16 protein-coding genes are annotated in these 14,755 nt (G+C 66.7%); 10 read left to right on the plus strand and 6 right to left on the minus strand.

Features of this window, described 5'->3' with window-relative positions; translation table 11 throughout:
- Window positions 1-5 precede the first annotated feature (5 nt).
- From VM780_RS11625 to VM780_RS11635, 3 genes are all read left to right on the plus strand, one after another.
- A complete protein-coding gene (locus VM780_RS11625; RefSeq protein ID WP_325447440.1) occupies window positions 6-917 on the plus strand; it encodes an ABC transporter permease in 912 nt (303 codons plus the stop codon).
- Window positions 917-1,726, plus strand: coding sequence for an ABC transporter permease (locus VM780_RS11630; RefSeq protein ID WP_325447442.1), 810 nt, complete (start codon window positions 917-919; stop codon window positions 1,724-1,726). Before VM780_RS11625 ends, VM780_RS11630 begins: the two co-directional genes overlap by 1 nt.
- A gap of 99 nt (window positions 1,727-1,825) precedes the next feature.
- Window positions 1,826-2,737: a proline iminopeptidase-family hydrolase gene (locus VM780_RS11635; RefSeq protein ID WP_325447444.1), complete on the plus strand. Its 912-nt coding sequence runs from the start codon at window positions 1,826-1,828 to the stop codon at window positions 2,735-2,737.
- A 64-nt stretch (window positions 2,738-2,801) separates the two neighbouring features.
- On the opposite strand, the gene rpsI is transcribed toward VM780_RS11635, so the two are convergent.
- From rpsI to VM780_RS11650, 3 genes are all read right to left on the minus strand, one after another.
- A complete protein-coding gene (gene rpsI, locus VM780_RS11640) occupies window positions 2,802-3,278 on the minus strand; it encodes a 30S ribosomal protein S9 (protein ID WP_325447445.1) in 477 nt (158 codons plus the stop codon).
- Window positions 3,279-3,280: 2 nt separating this feature from the next.
- A complete protein-coding gene (rplM, locus tag VM780_RS11645; protein WP_325447446.1) occupies window positions 3,281-3,760 on the minus strand; it encodes a 50S ribosomal protein L13 in 480 nt (159 codons plus the stop codon).
- A 169-nt stretch (window positions 3,761-3,929) separates the two neighbouring features.
- Entirely contained in the window at window positions 3,930-4,433 is a 504-nt protein-coding gene (locus VM780_RS11650) for a PaaI family thioesterase (protein WP_325447601.1), read from the minus strand.
- Window positions 4,434-4,584: 151 nt separating this feature from the next.
- On the opposite strand from VM780_RS11650, the gene VM780_RS11655 reads away from it, so the two are divergent.
- Both VM780_RS11655 and VM780_RS11660 read left to right on the plus strand, forming a co-directional pair.
- Entirely contained in the window at window positions 4,585-5,283 is a 699-nt protein-coding gene (locus VM780_RS11655) for a hypothetical protein (RefSeq protein ID WP_325447447.1), read from the plus strand.
- A gap of 38 nt (window positions 5,284-5,321) precedes the next feature.
- Window positions 5,322-5,750, plus strand: a complete 429-nt coding sequence (locus tag VM780_RS11660) for a CoA-binding protein (RefSeq protein WP_325447449.1) — start codon at window positions 5,322-5,324, stop codon at window positions 5,748-5,750.
- Between the two features lie 3 nt (window positions 5,751-5,753).
- On the opposite strand, the gene VM780_RS11665 is transcribed toward VM780_RS11660, so the two are convergent.
- Window positions 5,754-6,854 (minus strand): COX15/CtaA family protein, encoded by a 1,101-nt coding sequence (locus tag VM780_RS11665; RefSeq protein WP_325447451.1) that lies wholly within the window; start codon window positions 6,852-6,854, stop codon window positions 5,754-5,756.
- 101 nt (window positions 6,855-6,955) lie between these two features.
- On the opposite strand from VM780_RS11665, the gene VM780_RS11670 reads away from it, so the two are divergent.
- Window positions 6,956-7,168 (plus strand): DUF2842 domain-containing protein, encoded by a 213-nt coding sequence (locus VM780_RS11670; protein WP_325447453.1) that lies wholly within the window; start codon window positions 6,956-6,958, stop codon window positions 7,166-7,168.
- Window positions 7,169-7,170: 2 nt separating this feature from the next.
- Here the strand turns inward: VM780_RS11670 and VM780_RS11675 are convergent, their stop codons facing one another.
- Entirely contained in the window at window positions 7,171-8,223 is a 1,053-nt protein-coding gene (locus VM780_RS11675) for a polysaccharide deacetylase family protein (RefSeq protein WP_325447455.1), read from the minus strand.
- Between the two features lie 347 nt (window positions 8,224-8,570).
- On the opposite strand from VM780_RS11675, the gene VM780_RS11680 reads away from it, so the two are divergent.
- The 4 genes from VM780_RS11680 to VM780_RS11695 are packed head-to-tail and all read left to right on the plus strand — an operon-like array spanning window position 8,571 to window position 12,424.
- Window positions 8,571-9,116, plus strand: a complete 546-nt coding sequence (locus VM780_RS11680; RefSeq protein ID WP_325447457.1) for a TadE/TadG family type IV pilus assembly protein — start codon at window positions 8,571-8,573, stop codon at window positions 9,114-9,116.
- Entirely contained in the window at window positions 9,116-9,685 is a 570-nt protein-coding gene (locus tag VM780_RS11685; RefSeq protein WP_325447459.1) for a pilus assembly protein, read from the plus strand. The genes VM780_RS11680 and VM780_RS11685 overlap by 1 nt, the downstream gene beginning before the upstream one ends.
- 4 nt (window positions 9,686-9,689) lie before the next feature.
- Complete coding sequence (locus tag VM780_RS11690) at window positions 9,690-11,114, plus strand: TadE/TadG family type IV pilus assembly protein (protein ID WP_325447461.1); 1,425 nt, start codon at window positions 9,690-9,692, stop codon at window positions 11,112-11,114.
- On the plus strand, window positions 11,111-12,424 hold the full coding sequence (locus VM780_RS11695) for a GNAT family N-acetyltransferase (RefSeq protein WP_325447463.1): 1,314 nt from the start codon (window positions 11,111-11,113) through the stop codon (window positions 12,422-12,424). Before VM780_RS11690 ends, VM780_RS11695 begins: the two co-directional genes overlap by 4 nt.
- Before the next feature lie 10 nt (window positions 12,425-12,434).
- On the opposite strand, the gene VM780_RS11700 is transcribed toward VM780_RS11695, so the two are convergent.
- Window positions 12,435-14,645, minus strand: a complete 2,211-nt coding sequence (locus tag VM780_RS11700; protein WP_325447465.1) for an exopolysaccharide transport family protein — start codon at window positions 14,643-14,645, stop codon at window positions 12,435-12,437.
- Window positions 14,646-14,755: the final 110 nt, after the last annotated feature.

The raw sequence follows: 14,755 nt of genomic DNA on the forward strand, positions 1-14,755 counted from the left end.
ACGCCATGGCCCAACATCCCGATCGATCCAAGGGCGAGGACGGGGCCGCCCAAGGCGCGTCGCGGGGAGCGGCAAGGCTCTCCCGCGGCCTTCTGAGCTCACTCCCAGTAATGGCCGTGCTGCTGTTCGGCTTCCTGGCGCCGCTCGCGACCGTGGCCGCCTATGCGTTTGCGACTCCCAAGACCTTCGACGTCTTCCGTTCGTTCACGCTCGAGAACTTCGAGGCGATCTTCGACCCGGCGAACACCGTCTGGAGGTCGTTCGCCTGGTCGCTCGGGCTCGCCGGCCTGACTGTCCTCATCCTGGCGATCGTCGCCTATCCGATCGCCTGGGGGCTGGCGCGCGCCTTCGGGCGTTGGTCGGGGCTCGTCAGCGTCCTGTTCGTGTTCCCGCTGTTCGTGTCCGAGAATGTGCGCCTCTATGGCTGGACGCTGTTCTTCATCAAGAACGGGGTGCTGGACGGCGCGCTGAAGCTGATCGGCGCGCGCGGGCCCGACGTGCTCTACACGCCCGGCATCACGCTGTTCGGCATGGTCTATGTCTACCTGCCCTTCATGCTGTTCCCGATCACGCTCGGCCTCTCGATGGTGCCCCGCGAGCTGGTCGAGGCCGCCCGCGATCTCGGCGCCTCCCGTTTTATGGTGTGGCGCGAGGTCGAACTGCCGCTCGCCATGCCGGGCGTCATGATCGGCATGTTGCTCACCTTCGTGCTCGCCGTCGGCGCCTTGGCGGAGTCGAAGATTCTCGGCGGCCAGGCGGTCATCGTGGCGACCCACGACATCGAGATCGCCTTCACCTATGCGCAGAACTGGCCGCTCGGCTCGGCGCTCGCGCTGATCCTCACCGTGATCGTCGGCGCGCTGTCGCTTGTCGCCCTGTCGCGGCTCGACCTTGACCGGATCCTGGGGAGGCGGTGATGGAGCAATCCGCGCGGCGCTCGACCGCCTTCGTCTGGGCCTGGACGATCTTCGTCCTGATCGTGGTCTACCTGCCGATCGCCTGCGGCGCGCTCGCGGGCCTTTCCAAGAGCCGCTATTTCGGCTTTCCGGTCGCGGCATGGTCGTTCGACTGGTGGAGCCGCGCGATCGACTCCTTCGAGGTGCAGACGATCGTCAAAACCTCGCTTGCGATTGCGCTCATCGTCACCCTGGTCGGCGTCGTCATCGCGTTCTTCGGCGCGCTCGCCTTCGCGAGGTACGACTGGCGCGGCCGGGCGCTCTATCAGAAGCTCGTCCTGCTGCCGATCTTCTTCCCGCAGCCGGTGCTTGGGCTGGCGCTGCTGCTGTGGATGAACGCGGTCGGCGTGCAGCCGACCTGGCACACCGCGATCTTCGCGCATCTGGTCTGGATCGTGCCGGTCGTGACGCTCGTGATCGCCATCCAGGTCTACGGCTTCGATCCGACGCTCGAGGAGGCGGCGGCCGATCTTGGCGCGGGCCGGCTGTTCATCCTGCGCGAGGTCACGCTGCCGATCCTCTGGCCAGGCGTGTGGTCGGGGGCGCTGTTCGCCTTCCTGCTGTCCTGGGGCAATTTTCCGCTGTCGCTCTACACGACCGGCGCCGACTCCACCGTGCCCGAGTGGCTCTACGCCAAGATGGTCGCGGGCTACACGCCGATGGTGCCGGCGATCGGCACGATGAGCACGCTTGCGGCGGCGGCGCTGCTGCTCGCCGGAGGCCTGATCCTGGCCGTGCTCCGATGGCGCGCAGGCCGGACCGTGGCATAGGCCTGAGGGCCGGCCCGCGGCGCGGCCGCCTCCCCTGGCGCGGGGCGGACCTGAGGAAGGCGCTTCCGCCGCCAATCCCTTCAACCAGAGGACTCATCCATGTGGCGCGAGATGGAGCCCGATCAGCGGATCGAAGTCACGATAGATGGCGGCCACAAGGTCGTCGCCTACAGCTTCGGCTCGGCCGACGAGACCGTGTTCTGTCTCAACGGCGGCCCTGGCCTACCCTGCGACTATCTTCGCGAAGCGCACTCCTGGCTTGTCGATCACGGCTTCCGCGTGGTCGCGTTCGATCAGCTCGGCTGCGGCGCGGCCGACCGCCCGACCGATCCGGCGCTCTGGACCATCGAGCGCTACGTTCAGGAGACCGAGGCGGTTCGTCAGGCGCTTGATCTCGGCAAGGTGCACCTGCTCGGCCATTCATGGGGCGGCTGGCTCGGCATCGACTACGCGCTTGCCCATCCGGAAGCGCTCAAGAGCCTGATTCTCGAAGACACCGTGGCCGACATGCCGGCGTCGATCGCCGAACTCGAGCGGCTCCGCAGCGCGCTGGGCGCCGATACGGTCGCGATGATGCAGCGATACGAGGCGGAAGGGCGCTACGACCACCCCGAATACATGGCCGCCATCACCCTGCTGAACTATCGGCATGTCTGCCGGCTGAGCGAGTGGCCCGCGCCCGTGAGCCGTTCGCTGTCGGACTGGAACCCCGGGCCCTATGGCGCGATGCAGGGGCCTAACGAGTTCCATTACACCGGCAACCTGAAGGACTGGTCCCGGCTGGCCGAACTGCCCACGATCAGCGTTCCGACGCTGATCACCTGCGGCCGGCACGATGAATTCACCCCCGCAGGCGCGCTGAAGATGAAGCTCGCGATTCCGGGCGCAGAGCTGAAGGTCTTTCCCAACTCCAGCCACATGCCGTTCTACGAGGAGCCGGAGGCCTACGGGGCCGCGCTGCTCGACTTCCTGAACCGGGTCGCCGGAATGCCGAAGCAGTCAGGCCGCTGATCGGCCGGAATGCAAAAAAGGCGGGCCGCTGGCCCGCCTTTTCCGTACGCAGTACCTGAACTTGTCAGCGCTTGGAGAACTGGAAGCTCCGACGCGCCTTGGCGCGGCCGTACTTCTTGCGCTCGACCACGCGGCTGTCGCGGGTGAGGAAGCCGCCCTTCTTGAGGACGCCTCGCAGCTCCGGCTCGAAATAGGTCAACGCCTTGGACAGACCGTGACGCACCGCGCCGGCCTGGCCCGAAAGCCCGCCGCCCGCCACCGTGACGGTGATGTCGTACTGGCCCTTGCGGTTGGCTACGTCGAGCGGCTGCTCGAGGATCATACGCAGCACCGGCCGCGCAAAATAAACCTCGATCGCACGCTTGTTCACCGTCACCTTGCCCGAACCGGGGCGGATCCAGACGCGGGCGACCGCGTCCTTTCGCTTGCCGGTGGCGTAGGCGCGGCCGAACTGATCGACCTTCTTGACGTATTTCGGGGCTTCCTGGCCGGCGTTCAGCGCGCCGCCGAGATCGCCGAGGGACTGGATGTTCTCGGCCATGATCAAGCGCTCCGCATGTTCTTGCGATTGAGGACGCCGACGTCGAGCGCGACCGGCTGCTGTGCCTCATGAGGATGGCTCTCGCCCGCGTAGACCCGCAGGTTGCCGAGCTGCTTGCGGCCGAGGGGGCCGCGCGGAAGCATGCGCTCGACAGCCTTCTCGATCACCCGCTCCGGAAAGCGGCCGTCGAGAATCTGGTGCGCCTTGCGCTCCTTGATGCCGCCCGGATAGCCGGTGTGCCAGAAGTAGGACTTGTCCTCACGCTTCCGGCCGGTGAACGCGACCTGCGCCGCATTGACGACAATGACATTGTCGCCGTCGTCGACGTGCGGCGTGAAGGACGGCTTGTGCTTGCCGCGGAGACGAAGCGCGATGAGCGAAGCCAGGCGGCCTACGACCAGGCCCTTGGCGTCGATCACCACCCACTTCTTCTCGACATCGGCCGGTTTGGCCACGAATGAGCGGGCCGGCTGGGGGCGCATGAGAGAAGCCTCGGATTGGGAAACCAGAACGCGCAGGGAAGGCCCTGCGCGACGCGTCGAGGTGATAGCCGAAGACCTGCTCAAAATCAACGTCGTCGCACCGATAAAAGGTCAACAATATCAGACGTCTAGAAAAATGGTATCTAACTACCTCTGCTGTGAGCGCTGATTATGTAGGCTCGGAGCGCTTCGGCTCGCCGGCGCCGTCGACGGGCGGCGACCCGAAGGCGCCCGGCGGGATCGAATAGGTCGCGACCACATGAGCCACCGCCTCGCCGTGAGGCTCCTGGAACAGCGTGGCCTCGCCTACGGCCAGGCTCCTGCCGATCTTCATGTAGCTGCACGCAGCGAGAAGGTCCCGCGGCTCGGGCTTTCGGAAGAAGTTGATTGACAGATTGGTCGTGACGGCGAGCTTCACCGGCCCGATTGCGCCGAGCAGCGCGACGTAAAGCGCGACGTCGGCAAGCCCCATCATGGACGGACCGGAGAGCGTCCCGCCTGGGCGGAGGTGTCGCTCGTGGAACAGAAGACGCAGCCGGGCGGAGCCGTATCCGACGTCCTCGATCACATAGGTTCGGCCGCCATGGGCGGTTTGCGGAAATTCCGCCTCCAGAAAGGCCTCGGCCTCGCCAACAGTCATGCGCGGCGTGCGATCGGAGGCGGGGCGTGGCATTTCCGTCATGGTCGCGTCCATTTTCCGGGGCCATAGTCCCGACTCGAAGAAGCGCCTGAGTCTTGGGCGGGCCGCGGCGCGAACGGTGATGAAGCCGCTCGCGCAGTTCCGTGCAAGCCCTCGGGGCGCCACGCGTCTCCCGGAGGACGTCATGCTGATCGCCGCCCGCACCATGCGCTCGTTCCTGCTCGCCGCCTCCAGCGCCGCGGTGTGGGCCCTCGCGACGCCTGCCTTTGCCCAGGAGACGACCCAACCTCCGGCCGCCGCCGCGGAGCAGCCGCAGGGCGAGGCGCCCGCGGAGGCTGAGCCCAAGCAGGTTCCGCTTACCCCGAAGCTCGTCGAAGCGTTCATCGCCGCCTGGCCCGAGTTTGAGGCGTTGCGCGAAAAGCTCGCCGGCGACAATCCAGCCGAGAAGGATCAGGCGAAGACGCCCGATAATCAGGCCGAGAGCGACGAGGCCGAGGTCGGCGAGGCGGAAGATCCCGTCGGGGCGCTCGCCGGCTATCTCGACAAGCCGGAAGCCAAGGCGCAGATCGAGGCCATCCTCAAGAAGCACGATTTCGCGACTTATTCCGACTGGGCGGACGTCGCGCAGTCGGTTCTCCTGGCGTTCGGCGCAAGCGATCCCGAGGGCAACGAGACCGATCTCGCGGCCGAGAAGAAGAAGGTCCAGGGCGAGATCGAGAACGACGCCGCCCTCTCCGAGGACGAGAAAAAGGCGGCGCTGAAGGACCTCGACGAGCAGTTCTCGGCGCTCGAGAGCTTCCAGCCGCTGCCCGGCAATGTCGAGGTGGTGAAGCCCTATCTCGACAAGATCAAGGCGCTGTTCGGCGACCAGGAAGACAACTGACCCCGGGCGCGATCGGCAGACGCGGCGTCGGCTGACGCATGCCGCACGACGGCTATTCCGACGAGCTGCTCCGCTCGATCTTCGAGACGGTCCGGACCATCGCCGTGGTGGGCGCAAGCCCCAACCCGATGCGGCCGAGCAACGGCGTCGCCGGCTTCTTGAGGCGGCGCGGCTACCGCGTGTTCTGCGTCAATCCCGGGCACGCGGGGGGACAGGTCGCGGGCTCGCCCTGCGTCGCCCGCCTGGCTGACATCCCGGAGCCCATCGACATGGTCGACGTGTTCCGCTCGCTCGAACATATCGGCGGCGTCGTCGAGGAGGCGCTGAAGCTGGCGCCCCGGCCGCGGGTAATCTGGACGCAGCTCGGCCTGCGGGACGACGCCGCCGCCAGCCGCGCCGAAGCGCAGGGCGTGACGGTCGTCATGGACCGCTGCCCTGCAATCGAGATCCCGCGTCTCCGCCTCTGAGGATCAGCGCGCCGGCTGCGCCAGAGCGGCGGCTGCGCCGACGTCCTGCGTCCGCTGCGCGACAGGCCGACGGGCAAGCGCGGCGTTGCGGACCGCGAGCGCGAAAGCCACCACTGCGCCGAACTGGTGAGCGAGCCCGAGCGACAGCGGAACGACCATCACGAGCGTCGCGACGCCCAGCCCCACCTGCAGGATCAGGACACCCAGCAGCTCGAAGACGCGCCTACGCGAGGCGCGGTCGGTCCCCGCGCGCGCGACCGCGACGGCATAGATCGCGACGACGATCAGCAGCACATACGCGCCGATCCGGTGGTTCAGCTGAACCAGCGCGACATTGTCGACGAAGTTCTCCCACCAGGGCGTCACGGCGAACAGCGAGTCCGCGGATGGCGCCAGGCCGCCGTCCATGAGCGGCCAGGTGTTGAACGTGAATCCCGCATGCGATCCCGCCACCAGGCCGCCGAGCAGGATCTGAACGAAGGTCAGCAGGAGAACCAGATAAGCTCCGGCGCGGAGCGAACCCGGCAGGGGCCGCGTCTCCGGCCGCGGCGCGCGCACGTGAAGCAGGAAGGCGATGAGCGTTCCGAAGAACAGGAGCGCGAAGCCGAGATGCAGCGTCAGCTTGATGGGAGCGACCGCCGTCATGCCCGGCTGCAGCCCGGACGCCACCATGATCCATCCGATCGCGCCCTGGGTTCCGAGCAGAAGACCCATGCCGAACAGGGTCAGCCCTTCGCGGAGGCTGACCCGGCGCGTCACCGCGGCGAACAGCAGGCCTCCGGCGAATACCAGGCCGATCAGCCGTCCGAGCTGGCGATGGCTCCATTCCCACCAATAGATGAACTGGAAGTCGCCAAGCGACATGCCCTCGTTGAGGAGCCGGTATTGCGGGCTCGCCTGGTACTTCGCGAACTCCTCCGCCCAAGCCCCCTGCCCGATCGGCGGAATGGCCCCCGTCACGGGCCGCCATTCGGTGATCGACAGCCCCGAGCCGGTCAGCCGCGTCGCGCCGCCGACGACGACCATGAGGGCGACGAGCGCGATCGTCACGACAAGCCAGACGCTCAGAAAGCGCCGGCGCGGGGTTGCGTTCGCCTCGGACACGCAGGCTCTCCTACTCGGGGTTGACCCGGAACGGACCCCGGCTTTACGTCCGCCCTGCGGCGCCGGCAAGGCGACGAGACGTCTCCCTCCACGGACCCGCCATGTCGCCGCGCACCAAGAAGTTCATCGGCGTCTTCGTGCTGCTGATCGGCGTCATGGTCTACGCCTTCGCAGTCCTGACCATTGGGCAGATCCGGATGGCCGAGGCTGGGCCGCTTGCCCAGCTCGCCTTCTTCGCCTTTTTCGGCCTGGTCTGGATCGTGCCGGCGGCGCTTCTGATCCGCTGGATGGAGCGCGTCGACCGGCCGCGCTGAGCTCAGCCGCGCAGCCGCGCGAGCGCGCCGGTCGCCAGGAAGGGCGTTCCGCACAGCAGCGCGTCGATCGCCGCTCTGGTCTGGAAGTGCCCGTTCAGCGAAACGCGCGGGAGCGCGGTTGGCGAAGCCGCATGAGCCTTGGTCAGGTGTCCCGGCCGCGTCGTCACCGCCGTCGTGAAGCCGAGCTCCGCCGCCAGCGCGTAATCACGCTCGCCCGCCGCCGAGCGATCCCCCACCGGATAGGCGAAGTGCTCGGCCTCGAGGCCGAGGTTCTGGCGGATCGCGTCGCGGCTGCCGGCGATCTCGGCTAGCGCGGCCTCGCGCGGGTGTTTGGCGAGCATGGGATGCGAGACCGTGTGCGCGCCGATCGTGACCAGCGGATCGCGCGCGACGGATCGCAGCTCGTCCCAGCTCATGCAGAGTTCGCGCGCGAAGGAGAGGGTGTCCACCCCCTGCTCCTCCGCGAGGCGTCGGACCTCGGCGCGGAGCAGTTCCTCGGGGCCGGCTCGCAGCCGCCAGTAGATCGCCGACCAGGCGGCGGCCTTTTCAGCGGGGGTTGCCGTGGAAAGCACGGCCTCCCCGCCGCCGACGTCGCAATAGAGCCGGCTCGCCCGGGCGATCGCCTCCTCGAGCGCGAGCCACCAGATCTCCGCCTCGCCCTCCGCGAAGCCGGACGCGATGTAGAGCGTCGCCGGGGCCCCGTGGCGCTCGAGGATCGGAAGAGCGTGATCCCGCACGTCCCGATAGCCGTCATCGAAGGTCAGGTGCAGGAAGGGCCGCACGGAGATGCCGGTCGTCACCCGCCGCCAAGCTTCGTCCATCGAGACGAAGTCGAAGCCCAATTCACGCGCGCGGGTCAGGGTCTCGTCAAGAAAGGACGGCTCCACCTCGAGCAGCCGGTTCGGCGCGAACGCCTTTCCGGACCACGGCCGCACATGGTGCAAGGTCAGGATGACGCCGAGCCCCTGGGCGCGACGGCGCAGCAAACGGTTCGCCCGCGTCAGCTCCAGCGCCGCGAAGGTCGCGCGAAACAGCGTCGTCCGCGCTGCGCTCATGATGCTTCGCCTGCCCTCGCCTGAAGAAACGCCGACTTTCAGCATGGACGGTGAACGAACCGTATCTCCTGACGGTCCCGAAGCCCGCGTTCGGCCGAAGCCGAAAACGCGAGCCATTGTGGCATGTTGCAAGATCGCTGACGCGCCCAAAAAGCCGACCTGCCTCCCCGCGCCGACGAAAAGCAGCGAAGATCCAGCGAGGTGGACCATTCCACGACAATATTACCTCAAGTTTTAGTCGATCACTTTCACCTGTTGTAGATTTTTAGTTTCTACCGTCGGCGGCGATCGGAACACCGACATTCGCGCCGCCAGTGATCAAGAATTCCAAGATATCGCGCGCCCTGATGCGCCTCCGGCGGGACCCCTCGGGGGCCACCGTGGTGGAGTTCGCGATCATCGCTCCGGTGCTCGTGCTGCTCATCATGGGCACGGCGGAACTCGGGCTGATGGCCGGCGCGCAAGCGATTCTGAACGACGCGGTGTTCGTCGGCTCCCGCACCGGCAAGACCGGCTACAAGGCGAGCGGCCAGACCCAGGCGCAGACCATTCAGGCCGGCATCAAGAAGGCCGCGTCCGCTTTGCTGGACCCAGCCAAGATCACCCTCACCAGCACGTCCTATCCTGACTATTCCTACCTGAAGCCGGAGCCGTTCACGGACACGAACAAGAACGGCAAGTGGGACACTGGCGAGGCCTATACCGACCTCAACAGCAACGGAAAATACGACAACGGCGTCGGAACGAGCGGAACCGGCAGCTCCGGCGAGATCGTGTCCTACACGGCGACCTACAGCTGGAAGCTCTTCACCCCGGTGCTGAAGAGGTTCGTCGGCACGAACGGCGTCGTCCCCCTCAAGTCCAGCGTCGTCGTCAAGAACGAGCCCTACTGATGAGAACCCGCGGCCTCCGCGGCCTGCTCGGCCGCTTCCGACGCTCTCAGGATGGGCTGGCGGCGCTCGAGCTCGCGCTCACGGCGCCCTTCCTCGCCCTGCTGCTGCTCGGCGGCTACGACGTGGCGCGGTTCGTCAGCATCAGGTCGGGAGTGGACAAGGTCGGTTTCTCGGTCGCCGACGTCACCTCGCAATATCAGGAGCTCAGCGCGAAGGCGATGAAGGAGGTCTTCCTCATCACCGGCTCCAGCCTGCCGTCATACGTCTCCGGCACGACGGGGGTTACGGTGCTGACCTCCGTCTACCTCAATTCGAGCAACGTCCCGAAGGTCCGCTGGCAGTGCTACAGCACCACCGGCACCAGCTGGAAAAGCAAGATCGGCGCAGAAGGCGCGACAGCCGCCGTCAATTCCGGGCTTCTCGCCGATACCAACGACAACCTGATCGTTGCAGAAGTCTTCTATAAGTTTACTCCGCTTTTCTCAAGGTTCTTCAAGAGCGGTTTCGACATTTACACGCAGTCGACATACCGGCCGCGCCTCGGCGCACTCAACACCAAACCGTGCTGATCCCATGAGCACCCCCCGTCTCTCTCCGCGATGCTCTCTGCTGGCGCGCTTCCGTCGATCCGAGAAGGGCGCTGTCGCGCCGCTCATCGGGATCGTGATGCTGGTCCTTATCGGCTGCATGGGGTTCGCGATCGACGTCGGACGGTCCGTCCTGGTCCGCGCGCGGCTGGTCGACGCGCTCGACGCGGCGGGGCTCGCGGTCGGCGCCCGTCTCAGCACGACCGACTACTCAGCCGACGCCCTGAAGTTCGTAAACGCAAATTTCAAGGGCGGCTATGCGGGCGCGACCGTGACCAGCGTCACCGCCACCGCGAACTCGACGAAGAGCGTCATTTCACTGAGCGCCACCGCGACAGTGCCGACGATCTTCATGAAGCTGTTCGGCCAGAAGAGCGTGACCGTGAACGCGGCCTCGGAGGTGACCCGCTCCACTACCGGCCTGGAGGTCGTGATGGTGCTGGATAACACATACTCTATGGAACTGAGCAATAGCATGCCGGGACTCAAGAGCGCCGCCAATTCGCTCGTGAATATCCTGTTCGGCGACTCGACTACTGCGAAGAACCTTTACGTTGGTCTAGTGCCGTTCTCTTTGGCAGTGAACATCGGCGTCAGCCGCAAAGCCTGGACGGACCTCAATACCGTCTCCCGCACGGGCTACCCAACCTACTGGACCGGCTGCGTAGAGGAGCGCCTCAATGGCCTGGATCAGACTGATGATCCTCCGGTAGCCGGAAGCAGCACCAAGATCTTTAGAGCGTTTTACGCGCCGGATTCCTGGCCGGGCATCAACGATAATAACTGGATGACGGCGGGCTGGTTTGGCACCACGTACTCCATTAATTACAGCAATCCCGTGGATCCCCAGGGGCCCGGACGGTATTGTCCGCAAGAACTCACCCCCATGACTAACGTTAAGAGCAAGGTGACTTCCGGGATATCAAAGATGACGGCCCAAGGTGGGACACATATCAACGTCGGCGCCGTGTGGGGATGGCGAATGTTGTCGCCGAAGTGGCGCGGATACTGGGACGGCGATATGGCTGCCAACTCTCTGCCTCTGGATTATGGCACAAAGAACATGAGCAAAGCCATGATACTTATGACAGATGGCGAGAACACGATGTACAACGACACATATACCGCCTTCGGAAAGCTCTCTGACAACCGGCTCGGCACTACTAACGACGTCACCGTTGCAATCAACACGCTAAATACACGCCTGAAGACAATATGTAATAGCGCCAAATCGGCCGGGATTATCGTATATACCGTAGCGTATGACAATCCTGGCGTCGCGACCAAATCATTGCTTCAGAGCTGTGCAACCAGTGTGGCCTACTATTTCGACGCGGGAAATCAGACGGCGCTGGACACGGCTTTCCGGACGATCGGCGACTCTCTGTCGAACCTGCGCGTCAGCAAGTGATCGGCGCGCGGGAGGCGATCCGCAGGCCGGCGTGCGATAAGGGCGCCGATGTTGCAGCCGAGTCGGCAACGGCGCCGCGGCTCACGATCGTCCCGCAAGCGACAGGATCTCGACCGCTGCCCCAGTCTCCCGCCAGCTCCGGACCGGCGTTCTCGTCGGTCGAGGTCCACCGCGACGCCGCCGGCGCGCTGCCCGCATGGTCTGAACTGCTGCGCGATGCGCTCGCCACGCCATACCAGCATCCGGGACTGCTGAGGCCCTGGCTCGACAATGTCGCGGCTCATGAAGCCGTCCGCCCGCTCATCGTCGTCGCGAAGGACGAGGCCGGCGCGCCCGTCGCCCTGCTGCCGTTCGGGGTCAGCCGCAGATGGGGCGTGGCCGTCGCCCGCTTTCTCGGCGGCAGCCATGTCAACTACAACGTCCCGGTCATCCGCCGCGACCGCCTCGCGCTGTTCGATCTGGCCGAAGTCGACCGTCTGCTGGCCGAGACGGCGGCGCTGGCGCGCATCGATCTGTTCGCGCTGCAGAACCAGCCGGAGAGCTGGGAAGGTCTGCCCAATCCCTTCATGGCGCTGCCCAGCCAGCCGTCGCCCGATCCGGCGTTCAGCGGCCCCCTCGCCGCAAGCCTCGATGAGCACCTGAAGCTTTTCGTTTCCGCCAAGTCGCGCTCGAACCAGCGCCGCAAGATGCGGCGCTTCGAGGAGCGCGGCCGGCCGCACATCTTCCGCGCCACGAGCGCGGAGCAGCGCCGCAAGCTGCTCGACGTCTTCCTGGCCCAGAAGGCGGAGCAGTTCGCCGAGCGCGGGATCGAAAACGTGTTCGCGCATCCCGGCGTGCCCGAGTTCCTCGCCGAGGCCTGCGGCCTCGCCGAAAAGGCGCCGGTGATCGATCTCTACGGCTTCGATCTCGACGACGAGACGATCGCGGTGACGGGTGGCGTCGCCGACGAACAACGCTACTGCGGCATGTTCATCTCGATCACCAGCGGCGAGCACGCCAAATACAGTCCGGGCGAAATGCTGATGAACTTCGTCGTTGAAGATTCGATCCGTCGCGGGCTCAGGATCTTCGATCTCGGCGTTGGCGCAGCCGCCTACAAGAAGATGTATTGTCCGGACCTGGAGCCGCTGTTCGACTCGATTTTCGGGGTCACGCTGCGCGGACGCGCGGCCGCGGCCGCCATTGCGGCCAAGACCACCGCAAAATCACGCATCAAGGCGAACCCCACCGCCTACGCGCTGGTCGAGAAGATCCGGGCGTTCCGCGCCCGCCGACGGGGCCATGCGGAACCCGCGCCGGAAGCCGAATAGCTCCGGGAGATCAGGCGGCCGCCAGTGAGCGGCCGCGCGGATCGCCGCCGCCGTCGCTGACGAGCAGCACGACGACGTCCTCGATCCCCTGTGACTTCAGCCGCTCATGCGCCTCGACCGTCGCGAGGTCGGCCGCGCCTGCGGCCGAAATCAGCACGGCCGCACTGCAGTAGGGCGCGAACGGTTCCGCGCCGGCCGGTCCGCCCGGCGTCATCAGCATCACGAAGTCATAGGTCAGCGCGAGCGCCTCGAGCACCACGTCGAGGCGCGCCTGGGCGGCCGCGTCGAGCGCGCGGTATGGCGTGGCGCCCCCCGGCACGAGGTGGATGCGCGAGCCCGGGTCGCGGTGGATCGCCTGCGCGAAGGTTGCGGCGCCCGTCAGGAGCTCCGAGAGCCCAGGCTCCAACGGCGGCTCTCCCGAGCGGGCCGCGCCGCCGCCGGCGTCGATCGCGACCACCCGCCGACCCGACGCGGACAGCGTCGCGGCGAGTTCGGCCGCCACGCTCGCCACCGCGAGGTCCGGCGTCGCGCCGGTGGTGAGGATGCGCAGCGCGCCGTCCGAGGTCGGCATGGCGGCGAGTTGCCGTGCAAGCGCGGCGACCAAGCTTGCGTCGGCATATTCGATGCTCGCCGCGCGCGCTGACGAATTCGCTTCCGGCGAGGCTGCGCTTCCGTCCTGTGCGTCGCTGGAGCGCCCTGCCGCTGGCGTCGCGGCTGTCGCAGACGGAGGCGCGGTCGCCGGCTGGACCCGCATCGGCTCCTGAAGCCGACCGAACACCGGCACCGCGCCGATCGCCGGAGGCGGCGCGGCGTCGCCGTCGTCGAGCCGGCGCTGCGTGCCGAACACCTCGGCGGCCGCGGCCCCGAACAAGGACAGCGCGAAGGCCGCGATGGTGACCAGGGCGATGGTCGGGAGCTTCTTGGGGAAGTAGGGCCCGGTGGCCGCCGCGCCGCGCGAGATGACGCGCGCGTCCGCCAGCAGCGCTTCCGGATTCTCGCGGGCGGTGGTTTCGCGATAGCGGGCGAGAAGCTGTTCGAGAAGATCGCGTTGGGAGCGGGCGTCGCGCTCGAGCGCGCGGAGCTGAACGTCCTGGCTGTTGGCGGCGGCCGCCGCGGCCTTGAGCTCGTCGAGCTGCTGGCTCAGCGCTTTGACGCGGGCTCCGGCCGTCTTGGCGTCGTTTTCGAAGGCGCGCGCAAGCTTTTCGGCCTCGCCCCGGATCTGCTCGTCGAGGCCCTGCAGCTGCGCGGCCAGTTCGCGCATGCGAGGATGCTGCGGCAGCAAGGTGCGGCCTTCGCTGGCGATCTGGGCGGCGAGCTGCGAGCGCTGCTGCGTCAGCGAGCGCACCAGATCGGAGTTCGCGATGTCGAGCGCCTCCGCCGGCCGCCCCTGCCGGAGCACGGTGCGGATCATCTCCGCCTTGGCCTGGGCCTCCGCCTGCTGGGTGCGGGTGGCGGACAGCTGGGTCGTGGCGTCGCCGAGTTGCTGCTGGGCGACCGTCGTGTTGTTCGCGCCGACGAGCAGCCCGGCCTTCGAGCGGAAGGCTTCCACCTTCTCCTCGGCGTCCTGGACCCGCGAGCGCAGGCTCTCGATCTCGCCGGCAAGATACTGGCCGGCCTGCTGGTTGGTTTCCCGCTTCGCGGCCCGCTGAATGTCCAGATAGGCGTCGACGAAGCCGTTCACGACCTTGGCGGCGGTGTCGGCGTTCTTGGAGACGAACTCGATCCCGACGACTCTCGATCCGGTCACCGGATAGACCGAGAGGTTCTCGGCCACCTTGTCGACCACACGTTCGCTCAGCGGCGCATCGTCCTGTCCGCTTAGCCCGATCGCGCGCAGGATGCGCCGCAGGATCGAGCCTTTCTGGACGGAGAATTCGGGATCCTCCCCGAGGTCGAGGGTTTTCACCACTCTGCGCACCAGGTCGCGGGACTGGATCAGCTGGACCTGGCTCGCCACTGCCTGCTCGTCGGGCAGTTGAGTCTCGCGCTCGCCGCCGGGGCCGGGCGACGCGCTTTCGCGGTTTTCGATTAGAACGAGGGCAGTGGACCGGAAATACGGCGCGCTGAGTTCAACGAACAGGAAGGCGACCACCGCCGCCAGCAGCGTCGGCCCGAGAATCCAGCGCTTCCGGCGCCAGAGGCCCCGGCCAAGCGCGCGAAGGTCGATTTCCCCGCCCTGGGGACGATCTTCCTCCTCGCCATGGCTGATCCGCTGGACCATTCCCCGCCCTCGACTGCCGCATCATTACTTCACTTGTCGCAGGACAGCATGATCATGGTTGCCGCAGAGTTAATCCGCCGCCCTGCAGCAGATTAGCCGACAACGGCTCG

Source organism: Hansschlegelia sp. (assembly GCF_035538955.1).
Lineage (GTDB): Bacteria > Pseudomonadota > Alphaproteobacteria > Rhizobiales > Methylopilaceae > Methylopila.

What these genes read in the sequence shown, in the direction of transcription:
- VM780_RS11680 (WP_325447457.1), top strand. Translation starts at nt 8,571, where the DNA reads ATGCGCCTCCGGCGGGACCCCTCGGGGGCCACCGTGGTGGAGTTCGCG.
- VM780_RS11685 (WP_325447459.1), top strand. Translation starts at nt 9,116, where the DNA reads ATGAGAACCCGCGGCCTCCGCGGCCTGCTCGGCCGCTTCCGACGCTCT.
- VM780_RS11690 (WP_325447461.1), top strand. Translation starts at nt 9,690, where the DNA reads ATGAGCACCCCCCGTCTCTCTCCGCGATGCTCTCTGCTGGCGCGCTTC.
- VM780_RS11660 (WP_325447449.1), top strand. Translation starts at nt 5,322, where the DNA reads ATGCCGCACGACGGCTATTCCGACGAGCTGCTCCGCTCGATCTTCGAG.
- VM780_RS11630 (WP_325447442.1), top strand. Translation starts at nt 917, where the DNA reads ATGGAGCAATCCGCGCGGCGCTCGACCGCCTTCGTCTGGGCCTGGACG.
- VM780_RS11650 (WP_325447601.1), bottom strand. Translation starts at nt 4,433, where the DNA reads ATGCCACGCCCCGCCTCCGATCGCACGCCGCGCATGACTGTTGGCGAG.
- VM780_RS11670 (WP_325447453.1), top strand. Translation starts at nt 6,956, where the DNA reads ATGTCGCCGCGCACCAAGAAGTTCATCGGCGTCTTCGTGCTGCTGATC.
- rpsI (WP_325447445.1), bottom strand. Translation starts at nt 3,278, where the DNA reads ATGGCCGAGAACATCCAGTCCCTCGGCGATCTCGGCGGCGCGCTGAAC.
- VM780_RS11700 (WP_325447465.1), bottom strand. Translation starts at nt 14,645, where the DNA reads ATGGTCCAGCGGATCAGCCATGGCGAGGAGGAAGATCGTCCCCAGGGC.
- VM780_RS11675 (WP_325447455.1), bottom strand. Translation starts at nt 8,223, where the DNA reads ATGAGCGCAGCGCGGACGACGCTGTTTCGCGCGACCTTCGCGGCGCTG.
- VM780_RS11655 (WP_325447447.1), top strand. Translation starts at nt 4,585, where the DNA reads ATGCTGATCGCCGCCCGCACCATGCGCTCGTTCCTGCTCGCCGCCTCC.
- rplM (WP_325447446.1), bottom strand. Translation starts at nt 3,760, where the DNA reads ATGCGCCCCCAGCCGGCCCGCTCATTCGTGGCCAAACCGGCCGATGTC.
- VM780_RS11635 (WP_325447444.1), top strand. Translation starts at nt 1,826, where the DNA reads ATGTGGCGCGAGATGGAGCCCGATCAGCGGATCGAAGTCACGATAGAT.
- VM780_RS11625 (WP_325447440.1), top strand. Translation starts at nt 6, where the DNA reads ATGGCCCAACATCCCGATCGATCCAAGGGCGAGGACGGGGCCGCCCAA.